This window comes from Haladaptatus pallidirubidus (assembly GCF_020700235.1).
GTDB classification, from domain to species: Archaea; Halobacteriota; Halobacteria; order Halobacteriales; family Haladaptataceae; genus Haladaptatus; species Haladaptatus pallidirubidus.
In genome coordinates this window covers 126,235-148,937 of record NZ_CP085307.1, presented here as the reverse complement: position 1 = coordinate 148,937, position 22,703 = coordinate 126,235, and the positions used below count along the sequence as shown (strand labels likewise).

Genomic DNA, 22,703 nt, shown 5'->3' with positions numbered 1-22,703 from the left:
GTTGATCCGCGCAATTCCGTGACTGTCGTAATCAATCGGTGGCGGCCAGCATTCCCCTCTGATCTGAGAGTAACCCCTGACTCGAGATACCACCCTCATCGGTCGAATAGCTCCTGGACTCGAGATCGAATGCCGAAGTCACTCCCAGCCAGCCCGTTCGGGAAGAACAACGTCACGATGACTAACAAGGCTCCCCAAATAATCAGCCGAACTTCGCCGACATCTCGGAGCATCTCTGAGAGGCCGAAGACAGCAACTCCACCGAAGACAGCACCACCGATCATCCGTGGGCCACCAATGATACCCATTGCCATTACCTCGATCATCTGGGACAGTTGGAGCATCGGCGGTGAAATAATGAGCAGTGTATATGCTTGCAATGCACCAGCAATACCAGCGATAGCCGATCCAATAACGAATCCAGAGAGCTTGTATCGAGGGACGTTATTCCCGAGCATTTCTGCAGCTTCTTCTGATTCACGAATCGCACGAGCCACCAGGCCAAATCGATTAACGAGGAGCCCATACTGAACAATCATGAGTAGCACGACGACACTTACAACGAAGTAGTACATGAGCAGCTGATCACCACCGAAGAGAGGTGAGAAATTCGTGTACCCAGTCGGACCACCGGTCACGTCCCGAAGGATGATCGTACCTCGGTAGATGATTTCCGCATAGGCCAACGTCACCATTCCAACATACGCTCCTTTGAGGCGCAATACAGGATATGCGATCGGAAGGCAAAACAGGATGGCGGCAAGCCCGGCTATGAGAATCGACAGGAGTGGTGGCGCACCGAATTCACCTACGAATAGTACAGCTGCATAGGCTCCGACGCCGTACAAGGCGACGTGGGAAAAGGTGAAGATACCAAAATAGCCTGCAATGAAGATCCAACTTCCGACTAAGAGCACGATGATGAACAACTGCATGAGAATCTCAATTCCATAGGATGTGAAAATCAGTGGGGCAATCGCAGCGATGAGTCCACCAAGCAGGAACAGGATCCCGTTTCGGGTTCCAGCATCTTCCCTGAGCCGTGTAATGGTTCGTTCGAACGCAGCACGGAGTGTCTGACCAATCATCCGCTGATCCACCCTCCGATACCGTCTGGTGTGGCAACTAAAATGATGATCATGATTACAAAGAGGATGATCATTGCCGTTTCACTCGCAACCCAGATCATGCTGAGGCTTCGAATCACGGCCAGCCCTATCGCCGCGATAAGCGTTCCCCGAACACTTCCAAGACCACCGACCATCACGACAATGAATGCCAGCAGAAATGGATACCACCCGACTGATGGATAGATCGCAAAGAGTGGTGCAAGAAGCACACCCGCTAGCCCCGCAAGGGCAGCACTCACTCCGAAGGTTATTGCATAAATTCGCTTCGGACGGATACCCATGAGAAGTGCTGTTTCACTATCCTGTGAGACTGCTCGAATAGCGAGTCCCAGCTTCGTTCGGGAGATGACCAGAAAAAGCAGGCTTAGCGCTACAACCGAGATCAAAAAGATTAGAAGCCGTTGTGCATTCACGGTGATGCCTGCTAGTTCCCATGCTGCATTCGTTATTTGAGGGAATGCACGCCGACTCGAGCCGATTTCGACGAGAATCGCGTTTTCAATGAAAATCGCAAATCCGAGTGTGATTACCATTGATGCGATATCAAATTCTTCTCGGTCTCGTAGAGGCTCGATCAGTGCATATTCGATAATCCACCCGACGGCGAAAACAACCAGAATCGAACTGAGAATCGCGACGAAAATACTACCAGAGATCTCCAACGCGAAAAAACCGACAAATCCGCCGATCATAAACAGCGCCCCATGGGAGAAGTTGAGAACACGAGCGACACCCCAGATGAGAGTCAGTCCAACTGCAATCAGTGCAAGCTGTCCGCCAAAGAACACACCATTGACAATTTGTTGAATAATAAGCTCAGGACTGACCATGTTACTTTTCTCCTCTCAATACCACCGTGCGGTCGCTCTCTGCCCGGTTGAAGTGTGTCTCAGATATGGCTATTTTCCAATTCATTAGTGGCGTTCTCCAATGTACATTTTCATGATATCGCCTTCATTCCGTAGTTCGTCTGTCCATCCTTCGAACACAACGCTCCCCTGATCAAGGACGTAAACGTATTCGGCAATATCGAGGACCTTTCGGATGTTCTGCTCGATAATAATCATATCCCGACCTTCTTCTTTGAGTCTAGCTACCTGTTCAAAGACGAGATCAACAAGATCAGGGGCAAGTCCTGCACTTGGTTCATCAAGGAGCAAAATTTCCGGATCAGACATCAGTGCACGGCCAAATGCAACCATCATTTGCTGGCCTCCGCTGAGTTCTCCAGCTCGTTGATTTCGCTTTTCTTCAAGGACTGGAAACATCTCGAACACTGTCCCATACTGATTTTTCAAAAACTTCGTATCATCGACTAAGAATGCCCCAATCCGGAGGTTCTCTTGGACAGTCATCTCCGGAAAGACGTTTCCACTTTGGGGCAGCATGACTGCACCCTGTTCGATAACGTTCCGTGGATGGGCATTTGTCACATCGTGATCTCGAATTCGGATTGACCCATCCCAGACCTCGACGAGTCCACAAATGGTTTTTAGAAGCGTCGATTTTCCGGATCCGTTTGGTCCGATGATACAGTTGACGCGATCGGGTTCGATATCGAGGTTAATATCGTGCAGAACCTGATTTTCACCGTATCCGGCGTCGACTGACTCTAAATCAACTAGTGACATTTTACGTCCCTCCGAGATAGGCTTCACGAACTTGATCATCAGCTTGGACCTCTTCGAAAGTACCACTCATCACTTGTCGTCCGGCGTTCATCACAATGACTCGCTCACAGAGTGCACTGATCACGGACATATCGTGCTCGATCACGAGAATGGCGGTTCCTCGATTGTTGATCCGTTTAATGTCATCGATAATCTCATCCATGAGTGCGGGATTAACACCTGCAGCCGGCTCATCGAGCAGAATCAGCTCCGGTTCGAGCATTAGTACACGAGCTAGTTCGAGGAGCTTTTTCTGTCCGCCACTGAGTTCATCAGCACGGTTTTCAGCGACATGATCCAGATGTAGTTCCTCCAGTAATTCCCAAATCCGCTCATCCCGCTCTTCAGGCCCAACTGAGACATTTGGGACCATCATATTCTCTACGACAGTTAGCCGACCAAATGGCTTCGATATCTGGAACGTCCGACCAACGCCAAGCGTGGACACTTCATACGGTTTCTTGTTCGTAATGTCCTTACCATCGAGTGAGATTTCGCCATCGCTTGGCGATAGAAACCCGGTGATGAGATTCAGCGTTGTCGTCTTTCCAGATCCATTGGGACCGATCAATCCAACCAACTCGCCGGGTTCGATCGAGATATCGAGGCCATCGACCGCCATAACGCCCCCAAATGACTTCTTGAGGCCGTCGGTAGAGAGGATCTGATTTTCATTCGTTGATGAAGTGTGTCCAGCCATTATCCTTCGGCCTCCGTGATCCCTGTTGGCGGATATGATCCATCCCATGGCAATGTCTGTTCGACGAATGCACTCGCTTTGAGTACGTCTCGATCACCGAACCGAGGTCCAATCAATTGCATTCCAATCGGAAGACCGTCATCCGAGAATCCGATTGGGACAGATCCTGCTGGATTGCCGCTCAGATTAAGCAACCATGTGAGAGTCCAGCCATGCATTGGATGCACCGAGACACCGTCGATAGTGGGGTGGTCTGTATCTAGCTCAAATGCGGTTCGTCCGAGCGTTGGTGTTGCAAGGATGTCGAACTGTGCGACTGCTGATTGAATCTCTCGATAGATCGATGTCCTAATCCGTCGTGCGTCGGCAAGTTCTCGAGTATCGATCTGTAGGCCCTTCTGAATACGAGATTTGACTTCTGGAGTAACCTCGGTATCATCTGCCAGTAGGTCAACGTCTGAATCTCGTCTTAGATTCTCGTAAAGACCAACATACCGGGCCTGGAGAATCCGTTCGAGTGCTTCGTGTCGTTCTTCCCATGTTTCTTCGAACGTGATGTTCACCGGTTCAACGGTTGCACCAGCTTCTGAAAGATACTGAAGTCCGCTTTCAACTGTACTCTGCACTTCCGTACTGATTACGGACTCACCGAAGTCGATCGAATAACCGATCGATAGATCCGATATCTCTTCGTCAAGAACGTCTCGATACGAACCGGGGGCCTGTGGAAGACTAAACGGATCGTTCACATCAGGACCGGCGATCACATCCAGCATTAGTGCCGCATCACTGACAGTCCGGGCGATCGGTCCAAGGTACGTGTATGGTAAGTTGTTCTCGTATGCGTCTACATTGGACGCCCCATGCGGTACACGTCCAAAATCAGGCATTAATCCATACACTCCACAGGCACTGGATGGAATTCGTATGGAACCTGCTGCATCAGACCCGAGTGCAAGCGGTGCAAGTCCTGCTGCAACTGCAGCGGCGCTGCCACCGGATGAGCCGCCAGTTATCCGAGTGAGATCCCATGGGTTAGTTGACGCTCCAAAGACTGAATTTTCGGTTACGGTTTTTCGGCCGAATTCGGGCGTATTCGTTTTTCCAAGAATGATTGCTCCTGCGTCTCGGAGCCGTTTGACTACCGTATCATCGGCGGTAGGAACGTGATCAGCAAATGACGGAGAACCAAATGTGGTACGAACACCGTTGACTCGTGTGAGATCTTTGATAGCGATTGGAACTCCATGGAGCGGACCCAATTTCTCACCTTGCTGGATTGCTTGTTCGGCTTCCAATGCTTCCGAACGAGCACGCTCATCACAAACCGTAACATAGGCTGTGAGCCGGTCGTTGATCCGATCGATCCGGTCGAGGAATGCATCAATGACAGAAACTGGTGATAGATCACCTGCCTGAATACGGTCAGCAAGTTCGGTAGCAGGAGTGAAGCACAGTTTGTCACTCATGTGGATCAACTCCCTGTATCAGGGATTGATCCCTCAATTTCAGCTCTCTTCGGCTACCGGTGAGTCCCCGGCATAACGTGTGGTACCGACCACGTAACACACCCCGTTCAAACTCGAACTGGGTCTTTCGAGGTGCTGAGTCAATTAAGATCATATTTGAATGAGTAACAGTATTTTTCGTATCCTAATCGTTCATAGAAACGATGAGCGTCGTCTCGCCACAATCCTGATTCGAGCTCAACAGCATCGCACTCCTGTTGCTCGGCCCATTCGTGCACGAACAACAGAAGCTCTTCACCATACCCTTTGGAACGACGTGATTCTGTGGTTACGAGATCGTAGACATACGCGTGTCGTCCTAAATAGAAGTTCGTCGAAATTGTGACGCCAGCCACTGCCACTGGCTTGTCTTTTTCATAGCCTACAAAGAGTCGATACCCCTCTTCAGCCATTTCGGCATACAGATCGTCAAATGAATCTGCAGTGAGGTGAGATCGAAGCTCCTGAAGGATTGGGAACGCTTTTTGACGTTCCTCGGGTGTTGTAGCGTGTTTAATCTCCACTGTGGTCACCACCTATCGGGAAAAAGTTAGCTCCCTTGCTCACGTCTCTCATTGAGTTAGTAGACACTCCCGTCTATTTGTTTGGCTGCTAGCTCGGGAGGCCATACAAAGTTCAAATTCCCATTAATTATCTGGTACCCGAGTGCCGACTGTGTCTTCGGGCTTCCCCATGCTGCTTGGTGGTTTTGCTGGAATTTGATGTACCCGCTCCCGCCCTCGACTGGATCGTGATTGAGGACGTGTTTAGCCCATTGATCGTTACTTGCCGATCTGAATGTCTCTAAATCGTCAAAGGAACGGGCATACTCCGCAATCAATTTGATATTTTGGTACGAGAGTGCCGCACTCCCGGTCATCTGGGCATCGTGTTTCTCATTCCATGCCTGAAGCGCTCCTTGTTGTTTGAGCAATTTGTCTACGCGACCCGCATTCAACAGCGTAATTGCGCCATTTGCGGCATTACCAGCGGTTTGCCGAGCTTGTTCGATTGTAAGACCATAGTTGTGGAAGAAATGTGTGTTTTCAAAGCCAGCTCCAGCAAACTGCTTTGCAAGGTTACCAGCACCGGATGATGATGTTTGAACACCCCACACGATATCTGGGTTATTTTCCTTGATTCGCGCGAGGAGAGAGGTAAAATCGGTCTCATCTAATCCAACTTCATCTTCCGAAATAACATTCCAGCCGATTTTCTTCAATTCACCCTTCATCAAATCCATAATGGAGAGCCCATATGAGGTGTCCTCTCCGATCAACGCAATTCTCTTTTTCTGATAGGGAAAGTAGCCGATCTTCTGCTTTTGAAACTGCGAAATAAGTTGTCGCCAACCCACCGCATAGGCTTCCGAAGGTGGTGTCGTTTTAAAGACGTTCGTTAAGTTATTGTTGTTGATCTTTTTGACAATCTCACTTGACACCGCTTCGTCGATGATCTGTGGCACATCGTGTTGGTTAGTCACATCGATTGTGGTCAACGCAACGTCACTGTGAAATCCCCCTCCTACTGCATCTACATTCTCTTCTTGAATTAGCCGATTAACCTCGTTCCGACCAGCCGAGGGCTCAGATTCTGAGTCGCCAAATACTAAGGTGATATCCTCACCATGTACACCATCATTTTCATTTATCAGTTCACGAGCAAGGTTCGCTGCCATCTTCTTTTGCTGCCCAATGTTTGAAGCTGGCCCCGAAAATGGCCCGTAAAACCCGATTTTGAGGCCTCCTCCTCCTTCACTTCCTCCAAACCCCTTGAGACATCCAGCTAACGCACCAATAGCTCCTGCTCCGCCAACACGAAGAAATCCGCGGCGTGTGGTGGCATGAGACACGTTGTTAATACCCATGTTACTGAACTCAGAGACGGAATATAAAAAGGTATCGGTCAATCTGGCTATTTGTCCTGATTTGTATTATAGGAACGAAACCTTGTCCGAGAATTCGAATTCAATCTAGACAAGATGTAAATAGCACGGGTGAGATTATCACGCACATGTTGGAAATCAATCCAGAACGGTTTCACGAAACCTTCGAACAATATTCAGAAGTCGGTGGGACCGCGAATGGTGGTCTTGACCGATTAGCTCTTTCAGCAACCGATGGTGAAATCAGAGATAAGTTCGTATCGGATTTAGAGGCGCTTGGACTATCAGTCCGGATCGATGAACTTGGGAATATTTTCGGACGTCGGTCAGGTGCTGACCAATCAGCCAACCCAATTCTCATCGGGTCACATTTAGATTCACAACCAAGCGGCGGACGATACGATGGACAACTCGGTGTTCTCACCGCTCTGGAGACAATTCGAGTTTTCGAGAATTTGGACATAGAGACACAACGGCCTATTGAGATCGTCAATTGGACGAATGAAGAGGGGTCGCGTTTCAAACCAGCGTTGATGGGTAGTGGGGCCTGGGTTGGGATTCATGATGTCGATGAAATCCTCTCTACCACAGATGAGCAGGGTACCTCAGTTGAGGATGCACTTACGCAGATTGGGTATGATGGTGAGAGCCCGTGTAATCCAAATCAGATACCACATGCATACCTAGAACTCCACGTAGAGCAAGGGCCCGTGCTCGAAGAGTGTGGACGAGAAATCGGAATTGTTGAAGGGATTCTTGGTATGGCGTGGCTCGAAGCAACGATCTATGGCGAAGCTGATCATGCGGGCCCCTCACCAATGCATACTCGATCGGATTCGCTGGTTGCAGCAGCAGACGTAATTACCGGGATTCGACGGCTCAGTAACCATCTTGCAGATGATGTGGTAACGACCGTTGGGGAGTTGACCATTGAACCTAACTCAGTGAACGTAATTCCATCCAAAGCCAGTTTTACTATCGATCTCCGATCCTATGACTATGATGTAGTCACTCGTGGTATCGATCAAATCGAAGCCGAATTATCATCTGCCTGTACTCGCGAGGGAACCGAGTATGATCTCGAGGAACTATGGAGGATCCCGCATACAGAATTCTCACAGCAAATTTGCAATAGCCTTGAGACCGTTGCTGACGAACTCGGACTATCTCATGAACGGATGATCGGTGGCGCTGGTCATGATGCTTCTTATTTAGCAGACGTGACTCAAACAGGGCTCGTCTTTGTTCACAGTGTTGATGGTAAAACACACAACGAGCAGGAATTCACCCAGTGGGACGATGCCGTCGCAGGGGCAGAGGTGTTTGCTAATACCGTCTTGAAACTCGCCAATTCAGAGGAGACGTCACAATGAAAGTCGTGTATTCTCTTCCCCCCACTACCGAGATGTCATGTAAAATCAATTTCTGGAGGCGATGACGATGGATTCTCGTGATATTGAAATTCTCAAGACAGTATTTGAGCTTGGTGATCCAAGCCCACGACGAATCGGAGAGAAAATCGGGATACCAAAATCAACTGTGCATTATCGACTTTCCAAGCTCCAGGAACAAGGTATCCTTCGAAACGATCTCTACGAATTGAATTCGGAGGCAGCAGGATTTGATATCACCGTGATTACAGAAGTTCTCGCAGAATATGAGCCGGGATATCAACGACATGTAGGAAAAGAGCTATCTGAGATCGAAGGCGTTTCTGAAGTCCATTTTATGATGGGTGATACTGATTTTATCGTTGAGGCACATCTTCCAAACAGTGATCATATTCAGCGTTTAATTAACGAATACGAAGTGATCGATGGGGTTGAACGAACTAGTTCAAAATTCGTGATTTCGACTATTAAGGACGAACCAAACGCAATGCGGAACTATGATCTTGGGACACTCAACGAAATTTTGGGATAACTGATACCTACGAGTGATAATCATCCCGTTTGCTGATTGACGTACGCTTAAATCGTCTTCCTGTTATCTAGTATCATGGCATTAACCTACGTGCCAACTGAAGAATTCGAATCTCGAGTCGAAACCGTACGAAACGAATTTGCAAACGAAGGGTACGATGCGCTCTGTCTGTTTTCGGCAACGAGCATCGAGTGGCTAACAGGATATCACCATCTCCAAACGGAACGCCCTGTTTGTCTTGCGGTGACAGCCGATCGTGTCGGCGTAACTGTTCCTCGATTGGAAGCGGATCGGGCTAAGAGTGAGGATTTCCCTGTTATCGAGGACGTTCACGTGTATTATGACTACCCAGGAAATGGTGACGGAGAGTATTACGAATATCAGAGTCGAACGCCAGAACAGACGATTGCGACAATGTTAGAGGACTTCAACGTGCAATCGGTCGCAGCGGATTCAAACGGCGCGCCAGGCTATTGGGGATACGCTGGACCGACTCTGGACACCTTTGCCGATATCACCGTCGAGACTGTTGACTGGATTACTGACTTCCGAAAGGTGAAATCCGATGTTGAGTTTGAATTGATGCGGCGGTCAGCTGAATGGGGTAATCTCGCACACCAATATCTCGAAGACTATGCAGAACCGGGCAAACACGAGCTATGGGTTGCGAAACAAGCGAGTCTCGATGCATCAATGTCAATGCTTGATACGCTTGGTTCCCGATACGATTCCCATCTTCGAGGAGGATTCCCAGCCAGTTGTGGCTTCCTCTCTGGTCCTAATACTGCACTCCCACACGGACTAACCGAAAACCGCCGACTGCAGGAAGGAGATGTCCTTGTCACAGGCGCGAGTGCCAACGTCGGTGGGTACAAGAGCGAACTCGAACGGACGATGTTTATGGGGGAACCAACGGATGAACAGCGGGATTACTTTGCGATAATGCTCGAAGCTCAAACGATCGGCATCGAGGAAAGTGGCCCTGGTGTCCCTTGCTCTCACGTTGATCAAGCTGTGCATGATTATCTAAAAGAACAAGGAGTACTCCAGTTTACCCAGCATCATACAGGTCACAATCTCGGTATGGAAGGACACGAGCGAGAGTTCATCGACCGTGGAAGCGATGAGATAATGCAACCCGGTCATGCATACTCGATTGAGCCTGGAATCTATATCCCGGATAGTGCTGGCTATCGACACTCCGATACTATCCTGATTACCGAAGATGGTGTCGAACAGATCACCTACTATCCACGAGATCTCGAGAGCAATATCATTCGATGGTAAGCATGGTTTCCCGATACGAATCACTGCAAAACGCGATCGAGCAAGAACTCGAAGCGTACGATGCTGATGCCTTCGTCCATATCGGTGATCGATTCGATGATTTGCTTCGTTATTGTACACACTTTTCGGGTCCAGATCGCGATTATGCTTTCGTCTATGGGTCGGGACAGAGCGTGCTCTGTGCCCCCCGTCTCTTCGGAGAACAAGCAGAGCGAGAATTCATTGGCGATATTGTTCGAACTGATCACCAACAGAATGGCTCGACTCCAGTCATACGAGCAATCGAAACAATCAACGAACTCACTGCCGCAGCCCGGATTCTACTCCCAAGTCACGTTTCCCATCGAGTTATCTCTGTGCTCGAAGACGACTTCGAGGTCTGTACAACTGATACGGATTTCGGTCGAGCACAAAAGACATCGAATGAGCGCACGCAGATCGAGTCCGTTCAAACCGCTGCACAGCATGGGATGGCCCATGCTGAAGCGATTTTAGCGGAGACCGAAGTACAGCAAGACACCCTTCACTGGAAGGGAGAGATGTTGACCACTGAACGCCTCCGACGAGAAGTAAACGCCGTTCTGGCGAAGCAGGGTGTTCAGGATGCGGGAAACACAGTCATTGGTGCGGGGCGCTCCTGTAGTGATCTTCATTTTACCGGCAACGATGAAATTCGCACCGGAGAAACTGTCTTATTGGATATCTCCCCTCGTGGCAAAAGCGGCTATTATGCTGATTTAACCCGTACGTTCGTCGTGGGAATCGATACGTGGACTCGAACCGCCTACGATGCTGTCCGTGATGCCCAAGATGCGGCACTTGCTGCCCTCGATAATGGTGAGGGAACTGAAGCAAAAGCAGTCCATCAGGCAGCTAGTGCAGTGCTTTCCGACCATGGTTTTGCTGTGGGCGATGTTTCTGTAGGGATGTATCATGGAACCGGTCATGGTGTCGGTCTCTCACTCCACGAAGCACCCTCATTGTCGAGTGATGAACTGCTCAAGGCTGGTCACGTCATCACGGTCGAACCGGGGGTTTACGATCCCGAGAAGGGAGGTGTGCGTATCGAGGATTTAATCATGGTCACACAGTCGAGCTACGAGAATCTCACCGATTATCCACGTTGCCTCGTCCCGTCATCCAGATAGCGCTACGATTCGATCTCAATCGCTGACTCGTACCGGTCCGTGACGTTCTCGAAATCGACCCAAACTGTTTGTGAATGACTCCCGTTTGAACGCCCAATGGTCGGCACTCCTTCAAACCTTAGAATTTTTCGCTATTAGATGTGTTAGCTACCGATTTTCGTCCGATAGCCATATATTCATTTAGAACCTATAACTATCACGGAGGTAATTCTATGTCAATGGGAACATTCGATGCCGAGGAGCACGAACGTCGCGAGAAGAAAATCAGCTCTGTTGTCGCTGATTCTGACGATCAACGGACGAACTTTGAAGGGCAGGTAGAGTACACTGGCGACGACTCAATCGAAGAGCTCCTCGCTCGACTGAAAGAAGTAAAGGCAAAGTAGCCCATAGACTGTTTGATCACTATTTTAGCTTATTGTGTCAACTCTAATCACTCATGTGCGCTACATCAGACTGTGGCGATTGCATACCTGTTATTAGCGCTCGAAGACAGTCTACTACCCCAAGCGATACTGCTGTAGCGGCTGTAAGAGGGCATTTCATGTCGAAGGAGACTCTGGTCACTGATCGACTTTCGTTTACGTAGTGCTCGCGGCAAGGAATAGGTACGAGGAAGATTTTCGCGGGCTGCCGTGCTCTGCTTGAGACGTTACCATCACTCGTACTTGTGAACGAAATCTGGTTAGTATTTCATACTAACCTAGAACAATCCTCGAGAAGCTTCTCTCTTCTATGAGCATCCAAAATCGCTTGCAAAAGCCTTAGGAGAGATTTGAACTATTGACCGACTCCTCACAACGGAATTGCTCTGTCAGCCTGGGCTACCAAGGGACATCGATATCAATACCCCCAGATGGGGATTTTTTCTTCGTCGCTTATTATCGTGCTATTCGACAACACAGCACTTATTGCATCGCTCGTTTTGTAATGTCTAAACAACAAAATTCTAAATATGGATGTATTGTAATTATTACTGATGAATCAATGATACGGTCTGGAGTAGATATCGGTGGTACGTTCACAGACGTTATCATCTTTAACGACGAGACTGGAGAGATTGAAATAGCGAAAACCCCATCAACACCTGCAAATCCAGCAGAAGGTGTCATAAATGGCTTAACAAAGGTTGAAACGGGCATCGGAGAATTGGAATTTTTCTCGCATGGTTCAACGGTCGGTACCAATGCTCTCATTGAACGTGAACTCCCTCGAATCGGGTTGATCACGACTGAAGGTTTTCGTGATGTGCATGAAATTCGAGATGCGACGAAGGACGAGCTGTGGGATGCGTATGAGGATGTTGCTGACCCATATGTTCAGCGGCGTGACCGGCTCGAAGTTTCCGAGCGTATTGATACAGACGGGAACATCGTTACTCCACTTGATGAGAAAACAGTTCGCGAGGTAACTCGTATCTTCAAAAAACGGGGCATCGACACTATCGCTGTATCGTTGATTAACGCCTACGTCAACGGCGACCACGAAAAACGAGTTGCTGAGATTGTCGCACAGGAATATCCCAGCGCGTTCGTCTGTACTTCCCATGAAATTCTCCCGGAGATGTTCGAACACGAGCGAACCAGCACAACAGTCATCAATGCAGCGTTGGTTCCAGTCGTCCGTGAGTACTTAATCGATCTCTCGAAAAAACTCAGCGAAAGAGATTACGACGGTGACGTCCTCGCTATGCATTCTGGTGGTGGCGTAATGACAACAGAGGCTATCGCCTACTATGCGGCTCGTATCGCCAATTCAGGGCCGACTGCAGGCGCGATTGCGAGTCAGTACATCGCCGAACAATGTGGCTTTGAGAACGCGATCGGCTTCGACATGGGTGGAACTAGCGCTGACGTCTCGCTCACTTTTCAAGGCGACATCGAGATGACTGATGAATGGTCTGTCGAATACGGTTATCCCATCATGTTCCCGTCGACAGATATCGAAACTATCGGCGCAGGTGGTGGTTCAATCGCCTGGATTGACGACGGTGGTTCCTTACGCGTTGGACCGAAGAGCCAAGGAGCCGATCCTGGCCCCGCCTGCTATCTTCGAGGTGGGGACAAACCCACCACGACCGATGCCAATGTCGTTCTCGGTTGGGTCGATCCTGACAAATTCCTTGGGGGCGATATGGATGCCACGGCCGATCCTGCTCGTGAGGTTATCGAACGCGACATCGCTGATCCGTTAGGGCTTGATCTCACCGAGGCTGCCTCCTCTATTGAGCGGATCGCGGTCGCCAATATGTGTAATGCCGTTCGCCTGGTTTCAACGAGCAAAGGATATGATCCTCGGGATTTCGCACTAATTGCCTTCGGTGGTGCTGGTCCAATGCATGCTGCCCACGTTGCAAAGGAAATGAGCATTCCAAAGGTCATTGTACCACCATATCCCGGAATTAACTCGGCACTTGGCTGTCTGCTAGTCGATGTTGAACACGATCTCTCACAAACGTTCATTGCCAACGCGTCAGGGAACGTCGTAGATGACATTGAGGATGCCTTTGCAGAAATGGAGAGTGAGATTCACGGCCGCCTTGCAAAGGAAGGTATCGACGATGAGCAAATGCGAATGGAACACGAGGTAAAGATGCGGTATGTTGGTCAGTGGCGCTCGTTAGAAGTGACCTGCTCACGACCAATCGATAGCATCGAATCCATCAGAGAACGGTTCCATCGCCAGCACGAACAGACCTACGCCTACTCTGATGAAGATCAACCCGTCGAGATATATGGCCTCCACGTCACCGGCAAGGGAGTCGTTGAGAAACCCTCGTTCCCAGAGATCAATCAAGGTGATTCTACTATTGCCCGCCAGGACACTCGTGAAGCGTACTTCACGGAAATTGGAGAATATGTAGACACGGCCGTCTATGACCGTGCAGCGCTTGGTTCGGGTACTACCTTCGACGGACCTGCGATTGTCGAACAGATGGACTCCACTATCGTAGTTCCACCTCAGATGACAGCCGAAGTCGACGAAACTGGAAACATCATCATTACCGTCTAACCATGTCAGATACACAACCACAGCAGGAGATCGACCTCGATCCAGTCACCTTTGAGGTACTCCGAAGTTCGTTCATAAACCTTGTTGACCGAATGGCCGAACAAATACAGCGAACCTGCTACTCGTTCGTCATTTACAACCGCGACTTCAGCAACTGCTTGAACGATGCAGAGGGTAATACAGTGATGCAGGGCTCACACGACATCGCCGTCCATGTCGGTACCCTCCACTACACCTGCAAGGAAACCCTAGAGTATTTCGAGGGGGACATCAATCCCGGCGACGTTTACATAGTCAACGATCCGTATCTCGGTGGAACACATATCAACGACGTCCGCATTATGCGCCCCGTGTTCCATGAGGGAGAACTCATCGCAGTTACCCAGTCAAACGGTCACTGGGCTGATGTTGGTGGGCCTGCCCCCGGTTCGTTCAACATTAGTGCAAACGATCATTTTGCCGAAGGGCTGCGCATTCCACCGCTGAAAATCTGGGATCGTGGAGAATTCCGAGACGATGTCGCGAACCTTCTGACGACCAATATGCGTCTTTCAGAAGATCGAATGGGCGATATGCGGGCGCAAGCCGAAGCGACACGGATTGCTGAAGAACGACTCCTCGAACTTGTCGAGAAGTATGGAGTCGATACAGTGATGACTGCTTTCGATGAGTCGAAAGACTATGTCGAGCGTATGATGCGCAAGCAGATTCACGACTTGCCCGATGGTACCTGGCACACTCAAGACTACATTGATGCCGATCCCAACAAGGCAGAGGGATTTGTCACTGTTGACGTCAAAATGACCATCGACGGAGACGAAGTTCATTATGATCTTTCGGGATCGGACGACTACATCGGAAACTTCCTGAATTCGACATTCGGGACTTCCTTTTCTGCAGTTATTGCTGGGACGAAGATGTTTTTCCCGGACGTGCCACTGAACTCGGGAATGTATCGAGTTGTCAGTGCTGAACTCCCAGAAGGAACAGTGGTAAACGCGCCAGAACCGGTCCCCGTCACGGGATCAGTCGCTGGTGCCTATGAGAAAGTGATGAATGCAATCTTTGAGCTATGGTCGGAGGTCTTGCCTGAGCGCGCTATGGCTTGTGCATTCAACCTCGAGTATCTACTTGCAGGCGGTCAAGATCAGCGACCGGGTCGAGACGGTAAAGAGTTCGCTTGGTACGATTGGATGGCCGGTGGGTGGGGAGGTCGTGACGGCAAAGACGGCGCTACTGCGACAGCGCCAGTGTTTGGTGCTGGCCTTGCTGTCCAGTCCTTGGAGGGTCAAGAGCGAGACACACCGCTTTTGACAAGTGAACATTCCATTGTTACTGACTCTGCTGGTCCAGGAGAATACCGCGGTGGGTGCGGAGTTCGAAAAGGAGGTCGGATACTGGAATGTGACAACAGCGTCATATCGTACTGCTCGGATCGTGCTCGGTCTATCACATGGGGAATCAATGGTGGACTCCCAGGAATCCCTCACGGTGTTACTCTCACAAAAGATGGGGAGTCCGAGAAAATGGGCACGGTCTTCTCTAGTGTTCCGATCCAAGAGGGCAACGAATTTGTCCGCCCCTCCTCAGGCGGTGGTGGATTTGGTGATCCCCTCGACCGAAACCCCCAGGATGTGTTGGTAGACATCGAGGATGACTACGTGTCTGTCGAGCGTGCAGCCAAGGACTATGGTGTAGTCATTGAGGAGATAGACCCTGATTTGTGTGAATACGAGGTCGACCAAGAAGCAACGGAACAAAAGCGCGATTATATCCGTGAAAACCGGAGAGAATGGTTACGCGAGGACCCCGAGATAGTTGCTAAACGCTATAATGAGGGTGAACTTGATACGCTCGATCTTATCCGACGCTACGGCGTCATCCTCGATTGGTCAAGCGGTGAACTGCTAGAGCAAACGACCGAGGATTTCCGAGAGATGCTTAGTGAACGTGCTGTTAGCGAGTGGTCGTAGCTTCTAGTCTGCACCACCCACCGCTCTATCGGATTGACGACACCACTCAATTCCTTCTTTCAATTCAAAACAGCTCAATCGCACATAGAGAAAACCAGACCACCCGACGAGCTTCGGGCTTCTTCTTGCGAATTTCTCCCTCCTCGGCAAGTCCGTTCAAAACCTTCTATACTGTCCAACATGGCCATCCAAGCTCTGCTGCAATCGCTCGCCATCTATGCTTCAACTGATTCTGTTTCCAGTCAACCCTACGATCAATGGAGATTCTACAAACTCTCAAAACTAGTTTTGAGGGTTTTGATAGACTGTAAGCTTGGAGCTGTTTAGGAGATTCGCAGGGTTAGTCTTCATTCTCTGAAAGTAGAAAAACGATTGGTAGCCGGCATCACTCGGTATCATTGGCAACCCAAGACGTGGATTTTGTCCCTTTTAATGGAGAATGCACAACACCAACCATACAACTAAATCGAAACTTTACAATGTAGTTCCTATGTTGTTCGAGTCAATCGGCAAAAGCTCCTATTCGTGGGCCGGTAAGACATACGAGGAAATTCGAACCATCGCAGATCAAGAGGGATCAATACTGCTTATTCCGTTTGGAAGCATAGAACAGCACGGTCATCATCTCCCTGTTAGCACAGACACGATTCTTGTGAATGCTATCGCACATGCCGGTAGCGAACAACTTAGAGATAGTATTCCGCTCCTGATTACGCCAACACTTTGGACGGGTCGTTCACCACATCATCTTCCTTTTGGTGGAACAATTTCACTCGATACTGACACGGCACTCAAGACGCTTTGCAGTGTGGCAAAAACAGGACTTGAAAACGGATTTAATGCGTTGCTCTTCCTCAATGGCCACGGAGGCAATATCTCACTCATCGATGATGCCGTCAGCGAAGTCGGAGCATCCGATCAAACGACCGAAATACTTGGTCTCACCTACTTTCACTTGGCCAGTTCGTTCGTTGATGATATCCGTGAAAGCGACTTGGGCGGCATTTCTCATGGCGGGGAATTTGAGACCTCCTTAATGCTGCATCTTCGTCCTGATCTCGTCCACGAGGAAGCAATCACGGGAACGCATCGCAAGGCGATTTACGACACAGAAGGACGGGACTTATTCGATAACGGAGCGCTCTCCGTTTATCGTCCATTCACGGAATACAGCGAATCTGGAGCGATTGGCGAACCACACCTCGCGACTGCAGACAAAGGAGAACGACTCTATGATGGATTAGGCGAAGAACTCGCAAAACTGTTGGAGCAAATACACGACGAGACATCCTCCCACTGACGAAGATAATTACACAATTTCTGAAGCATATTATTATGTTCGGTAATAACTTATTACATATCACTACGCCGACACATGTCGTGAACGTCCCCGGAGAGGAGTTACCTGGGAGCATGTTACGGTTCCAGGCGAGATACCCAGTATCATTCTCAAACGCCCAGAGCATCTCGTCAACAGGCACGTAAAACAATGAATCATCAACTGCGAGTTGGGTGCTCGTGACGGTCATTCCCCAGACGAGGCTGTCGAGCGATATCGAAGCCAACAATACCGTGTGTGGCTCCAACATACGCGCGCCGGTCAGTAACCGTCGGAATGAGTGTATCCTCTTCGATAAATGCATCCCACCGACGGGTACCAGTCGCTGCGTCGAGAGCGAGCAGTCGATTTCCATCAATAGCAGAGACGGTCCCCATCGTGAACAGCAGGTGCTGACGGGTGCGGAGAGGTCACGTCGTGTTTTCAAACGAGTGTTCCGTCGTTGGCATTGAGCGCGTATAGTGACGTCTGCGCAGTTCCTCCGAGGTAGACGAGCCCATTTACGACGACAGGCGATGTCGCAATTGATGAATCAGCCTTCAGATCGAATTTCCAATTAAGGGTCCCATGGCCATCAGCATCCACACTCACTCTCTCGAGTATGAGGGTTGCATATTTGTCCTCAAATTTTGCGTTGCTTAATCCTAGAGTGCTTGGGATGCAAAGATTTATTTGGTATGCTACTACTTGCCATAATAGGGAAAATGTACACCAATTGCACGTCATATTTAAATAATGTGCTTCGAAGACAGAGTAAATGGGGAAACAATCCAGAACGTGGAGAGATCAAATGATTCCCGGGCTTGACCTCGAGCCAACTATCCTCCTCTTTGGCTGGATACCCTTCTGGTGGTGTGTTGCACTCATTTCACTCTACCGCATGAAACGGAACGACAAACAAACTGCTCGAGAAAACGAGTCTAATACCCTATGAATTGGGCACTCCTCATCCCCTTCGTCGTCTATCTCCTCGGACTCCTCATCTTCGGCTATTTCGCCAGTAAAAAGCTAGATGACTTGAGTGATTATTTACTCGGCGGCCGCACAATCGGAAGCGGCGTCACAGCACTCACACTCCAAGCAACATCCATGAGCGGATTTATGTTCATGGGTGGCCCTGCACTCGCATTCAAACAAGGGCTTTGGGCTCTCTGGTACGCTGCTGGCGACTTCGGTGGTGGCCTTGTCAACCTTGCCGTCCTCGGCCGGAATCTCCGGCGAATTACCGAAGCTCTTGGCTCACTCACTCCAATCGAATGGCTCGAAGACCGCTACCCTCATCCTAGTATCAGAATCGCTGGCGCTACAATCTCGATCGTTTTCCTCGCTGCATACGTTTTTGCCCAATTCATTGCAGCAGGCAAAGCAATCGAATCCATTAGCGGACTCCCATTTCTCTACGGACTCCTCATTGGCGCGGGAATCATCATCCTGTACACTTTCGTCGGTGGTTACCTTGCCGTCGCCTGGACAGACGCCTTCCAGGCAATCGTCATGGCCGTCGGCGTCAACATCATCCTCGTCGCAGCGATACTCGAAGTAGGCGGGATCAGCGCTCTCTTCCGTGAAATCGCCACAAAGGATCCAACGTACCTTTCGATCTGGGGAAAAGGGCTTGAACACGTCGGTGAATGGGGCGTCGTTGCTGGCGCTGTACTCATCTACGCAATTGGGTACATGGGTCTTCCGCATGCCGTTGTCCGTCACCTCAGCATGGATAATCCAGACACCGCAAAGAACGCCACAATCTGGAATGTCTTCTACAACACTTTCTTCGTCTACCAGCCGTACATGCTTGGACTCGTTGCCATTGTCCTCCTTCCCAATCTCAATGATCCTGAGATGGCAATTCCCCGCCTTGCACTTTCACTCCTCCCAGGAATTGTTGCCGCAGTGATTCTCGCTGCACTTATGGCTGCAGTCATGAGCACTGCTGATTCACTGCTCATCATGGCAGGATCGATTCTCGCTCGTGACGTCATTCAGCGATTCGGCAACGACAGCCTTACCGACGATCAGATGTTTGTCTGGTCGCGACTGCTTGTCCTCGTAATCGGTATTATCGGAATCATCGTCGCTGCCGTTCAACCTCCTGGTATCTTCGAACTCGTCATTTTCGCCTTCGGTGGCTTGGGGACTGCGTTTCTCATCCCGAACGTTGCTGGTGTGTATTGGGATCGGGCGAATTGGAAGGGCGCACTTGCCGGGATGATTGGTGGTGCATCCACGAACATCGTGTGGACATCCCAAAATCTTCAAACCACTACCGCTATCCATCCGTTCTTCGCAGGACTCATCGCCTCGGCGTTCCTGCTCGTCACTGTCTCGCTGCTGACGAAACCACCAACAGGGGACGCAGTCGCCATCGTGCAGCGCGTTCGCCGATCCGGCACCGCACCATCAGGTACCGCCCAACAGTCAGCGCGCTCACTCGCTCCCGAAGCTCGTGCGATTGGTGAGTACCTCGCTGCTGATGCTCCCACAGCACAACCGTCAGATACCTCGACGATCGATGTTCAACCAACAGACAACTGATCGAAACCATGGCTAGCACGCACACCCAACAGTCAGTTACGGTCTTCAATACAACCGTCTCCGCGGAAGAGGCAGAGCAAACGCTGCTGGAGACTGATACTGACATGGCCGAAACCACGGCTGACAGACTCGTTTATTATCCATATCGCGTCTTTGGGTTCGACCTCCACGCTGAGGCGTTCCTAGATGATTTCACCGACCGAGTCTACTGTGGCGTCGATCTCTGCAATGGCAAGGAGGTATTCATCGAAGAGGCCCCACAGACAACTGAACAAGTTGTCAATGCAGACATGATCGTTCCGGTTAAAGACGAGACTAAAGACGTAGAACGAATCGCACGATACTATCTCCTCGAGCTCGTACGGAAGGAATTACGTGTCGGCTCTCCACCCGATCTCCATGTCGTTGAGGACTACCGAATCTATCGCCCCTTTCATCTCGTCGACTGTACAACGTCGGATGAAACGTCTCTTACGTACATTGTCGATAGTGTGACTGGCGACTTCCACCGCGTCTATCTCCACTGACAACTAGCCGCTGCATCTGTCCTTGACTCAAGTCGAGAGTACGATCATGCGTTACAATAACTTCCGAGAAGATGGTGTTTACTTTCCAACGCTCCACTGCACCATCCTCAGGTAACTCCTCAAGCCGTCGATGCACAGACGGCCGCTCAATGTCAAGTGTATCCGCTACCTACCGAACAGTTACCGCTAGAAACGCCGACGCCCGTGTCGCCGTGAGAATCTCGTCGGCAGTCGTTTCTTCTAATTATGCGGTAGTGGCGCTTACGTGATTGCAGGAGAGAAAGCCTCGCCCTTCAGGGTGGGGAGGATGTCGTTGTTCCAATCGCCTCAATTGGGTGTTGTTCAGTCTATGTCTTGCATGGAGCACCAATATCGGCAATTTTGGGTATATCCGGCAGGAATAAATCCGTAACCGGGAATCTCTCGGAATATGAATCAAAGACAATTACGGACTATCGTAGAAGGGCTATGAGCAGTCTAAACGCCGCAAAACGTATTAGTGCATTTGCGAACCGCTACTTCGTCGTCTGGGTACTTGCGTTCTCCGCGATCGCGTTCGTCGTTCCACCGGCTTTCACATGGATCGGCCCGTACATCACGCCACTTCTCGGCATCATCATGCTTGGGATGGGAATCACGCTCCAACCGGCGGACTTCGAGCGACTTTTCGAGCGACCACGTGACGTCATCATTGGGGCACTCACTCAGTGGATAGTTATGCCGACCGCTGCCTATCTCGTCGCTGTCGTTCTCTCATTACCCCCAGAACTCGCTCTCGGTGTCATTCTCGTTGGTGCGGCACCTGGCGGTACTGCCTCGAACGTGATGACCTACCTTGGGAACGGCGACGTGGCTCTCTCCGTAGCGATTACTACGGTGACGACACTCGCGGCACCCATCGTGATGCCTGCGTGGGTCATCTTCCTCGCCGGGGAGCAACTGAGCGTCACCTTCGCGGATCTGTTCTTGAGCATTGTACAGGTAGTACTCATTCCCGTAATTGCCGGGTTCGCGCTTCGGTACGTCCTCGACAGGCGGGCACCCTCGATCGCCGAAGCGAGCATCGAGGTGTTCCCGGTGGTGAGCGTTGTCGCCATCGTCGCTATCGTCGCGGCCGTTGTCGGCCTCAGTCACGAGACGATCGCGACCGCTGGAGCCGTCGCCGTAGTCGCTGTCGTCGCACACAACTTAATCGGTCTCGCGGGTGGGAACAGCGTCGGTCGTCTTACCGGTATGAGTGAGAAGCGGGTTCGAACCTGTACGTTCGAAGTTGGACTGCAAAACAGCGGTCTCGCCGTGGCACTCGCGACGTCGTTCTTCTCTCCCACCGCAGCACTCATCCCGGCTCTGTTCAGCATCTGGCATAACGTCAGTGGCCCAGCGTTGGCCTCCTACTTCTCAAGGAACGACACTGTTGGGTCGCCGTCTCCAACGCCGGTTTCCACCGACGACTGAACAGAATCTGCTCGACCGAGCAAAACAGCATGCAACGGTCTCGACGGGTTCCCTTGCTGACCATGCGTAAGAGAAAGCCAGAAGGAACTGCTGATCTGACCCTTCCTCAGATCTGTTTTTATCGGAAGCATCTCAAGATACCAGTACTATTATATTGCTACCTGAGGATTTCAGACTGGATACGGCGTGTATTGCACTGGCGTATCCAACCAATAAAAATGGGATTACAGGCGGAAATCCACTTACCCGGTAAATCCGCCTGAGTTCCATCGTGCCCAATAAATTCCCAAAGCGACTAGCACCCAGCCAGTGACTTCGCCACCGGCGAGTGCCGTGCCGCCTGCGGTGATGAGCGCGACAGAAGGTCCGTATCGTCTTGCACCTTCTGGCATAGTCTGCCCGCTTTTTTGCGGGCAAATATATTATGGTTTCAACACACAAAAATGTTTAGTCTACACAGTAAGAGATGATGTAAATAAGTGTGGGATTTCAGGAACGGTATCTATATTTTCACCTTCACTGGTGGTTGCTGACGGCGGATCCGAGTGAAAGTATCGTGTATACTGTGAGACACTTATGTTGGTACATAGCTTTGGCGTGAAAGGACCGAG

Annotated in this window: 18 protein-coding genes; 11 read left to right on the top strand and 7 right to left on the bottom strand. The window is 50.3% G+C overall.

Annotated elements, in window-relative coordinates; all coding sequences use genetic code 11:
* Positions 1-95: 95 nt before the first annotated feature.
* From LIX15_RS30370 to LIX15_RS30340, 7 genes are all read right to left on the bottom strand, one after another.
* Complete coding sequence (locus LIX15_RS30370) at positions 96-1,088, bottom strand: branched-chain amino acid ABC transporter permease (protein WP_227779141.1); 993 nt, start codon at positions 1,086-1,088, stop codon at positions 96-98.
* Positions 1,085-1,960 (bottom strand): branched-chain amino acid ABC transporter permease, encoded by an 876-nt coding sequence (locus LIX15_RS30365; protein ID WP_227779140.1) that lies wholly within the window; start codon positions 1,958-1,960, stop codon positions 1,085-1,087. Before LIX15_RS30365 ends, LIX15_RS30370 begins: the two co-directional genes overlap by 4 nt.
* A gap of 84 nt (positions 1,961-2,044) precedes the next feature.
* Positions 2,045-2,761, bottom strand: coding sequence for an ABC transporter ATP-binding protein (locus tag LIX15_RS30360; RefSeq protein WP_227779281.1), 717 nt, complete (start codon positions 2,759-2,761; stop codon positions 2,045-2,047).
* A 1-nt stretch (position 2,762) separates the two neighbouring features.
* Entirely contained in the window at positions 2,763-3,500 is a 738-nt protein-coding gene (locus LIX15_RS30355) for an ABC transporter ATP-binding protein (RefSeq protein ID WP_227779139.1), read from the bottom strand.
* Positions 3,500-4,969 carry an amidase gene (locus tag LIX15_RS30350; RefSeq protein WP_227779138.1) on the bottom strand — a complete coding sequence of 490 codons (1,470 nt, stop codon included), beginning with the start codon at positions 4,967-4,969 and terminating at the stop codon, positions 3,500-3,502. Before LIX15_RS30350 ends, LIX15_RS30355 begins: the two co-directional genes overlap by 1 nt.
* 140 nt (positions 4,970-5,109) lie before the next feature.
* A complete protein-coding gene (locus tag LIX15_RS30345; protein WP_227779137.1) occupies positions 5,110-5,541 on the bottom strand; it encodes a GNAT family N-acetyltransferase in 432 nt (143 codons plus the stop codon).
* Positions 5,542-5,588: 47 nt separating this feature from the next.
* On the bottom strand, positions 5,589-6,875 hold the full coding sequence (locus tag LIX15_RS30340; protein WP_227779136.1) for an ABC transporter substrate-binding protein: 1,287 nt from the start codon (positions 6,873-6,875) through the stop codon (positions 5,589-5,591).
* A 146-nt stretch (positions 6,876-7,021) separates the two neighbouring features.
* On the opposite strand from LIX15_RS30340, the gene LIX15_RS30335 reads away from it, so the two are divergent.
* The 11 genes from LIX15_RS30335 to LIX15_RS30280 all read left to right on the top strand — a co-directional run bounded on the left by LIX15_RS30335 (position 7,022) and on the right by LIX15_RS30280 (position 22,092).
* Entirely contained in the window at positions 7,022-8,266 is a 1,245-nt protein-coding gene (locus LIX15_RS30335; protein WP_227779135.1) for a Zn-dependent hydrolase, read from the top strand.
* 67 nt (positions 8,267-8,333) lie between these two features.
* Complete coding sequence (locus tag LIX15_RS30330; protein WP_227779134.1) at positions 8,334-8,816, top strand: Lrp/AsnC family transcriptional regulator; 483 nt, start codon at positions 8,334-8,336, stop codon at positions 8,814-8,816.
* Positions 8,817-8,891: 75 nt separating this feature from the next.
* On the top strand, positions 8,892-10,103 hold the full coding sequence (locus LIX15_RS30325; RefSeq protein ID WP_227779133.1) for a M24 family metallopeptidase: 1,212 nt from the start codon (positions 8,892-8,894) through the stop codon (positions 10,101-10,103).
* 2 nt (positions 10,104-10,105) lie between these two features.
* A complete protein-coding gene (locus LIX15_RS30320) occupies positions 10,106-11,251 on the top strand; it encodes a M24 family metallopeptidase (RefSeq protein WP_227779132.1) in 1,146 nt (381 codons plus the stop codon).
* Between the two features lie 212 nt (positions 11,252-11,463).
* Positions 11,464-11,637, top strand: coding sequence for a DUF5786 family protein (locus LIX15_RS30315; protein WP_227779131.1), 174 nt, complete (start codon positions 11,464-11,466; stop codon positions 11,635-11,637).
* 601 nt (positions 11,638-12,238) lie between these two features.
* Entirely contained in the window at positions 12,239-14,263 is a 2,025-nt protein-coding gene (locus LIX15_RS30310; RefSeq protein ID WP_227779280.1) for a hydantoinase/oxoprolinase family protein, read from the top strand.
* Between the two features lie 2 nt (positions 14,264-14,265).
* Entirely contained in the window at positions 14,266-16,236 is a 1,971-nt protein-coding gene (locus LIX15_RS30305; protein ID WP_227779130.1) for a hydantoinase B/oxoprolinase family protein, read from the top strand.
* Between the two features lie 490 nt (positions 16,237-16,726).
* Positions 16,727-17,536 carry a creatininase family protein gene (locus LIX15_RS30300; RefSeq protein WP_227779279.1) on the top strand — a complete coding sequence of 270 codons (810 nt, stop codon included), beginning with the start codon at positions 16,727-16,729 and terminating at the stop codon, positions 17,534-17,536.
* A gap of 969 nt (positions 17,537-18,505) precedes the next feature.
* Positions 18,506-20,110 carry a sodium/proline symporter gene (locus LIX15_RS30290; protein ID WP_227779128.1) on the top strand — a complete coding sequence of 535 codons (1,605 nt, stop codon included), beginning with the start codon at positions 18,506-18,508 and terminating at the stop codon, positions 20,108-20,110.
* 8 nt (positions 20,111-20,118) lie between these two features.
* Positions 20,119-20,637 carry a hypothetical protein gene (locus tag LIX15_RS30285; RefSeq protein WP_227779127.1) on the top strand — a complete coding sequence of 173 codons (519 nt, stop codon included), beginning with the start codon at positions 20,119-20,121 and terminating at the stop codon, positions 20,635-20,637.
* A gap of 468 nt (positions 20,638-21,105) precedes the next feature.
* Complete coding sequence (locus tag LIX15_RS30280; RefSeq protein WP_227779126.1) at positions 21,106-22,092, top strand: bile acid:sodium symporter family protein; 987 nt, start codon at positions 21,106-21,108, stop codon at positions 22,090-22,092.
* Positions 22,093-22,703 lie beyond the last annotated feature (611 nt).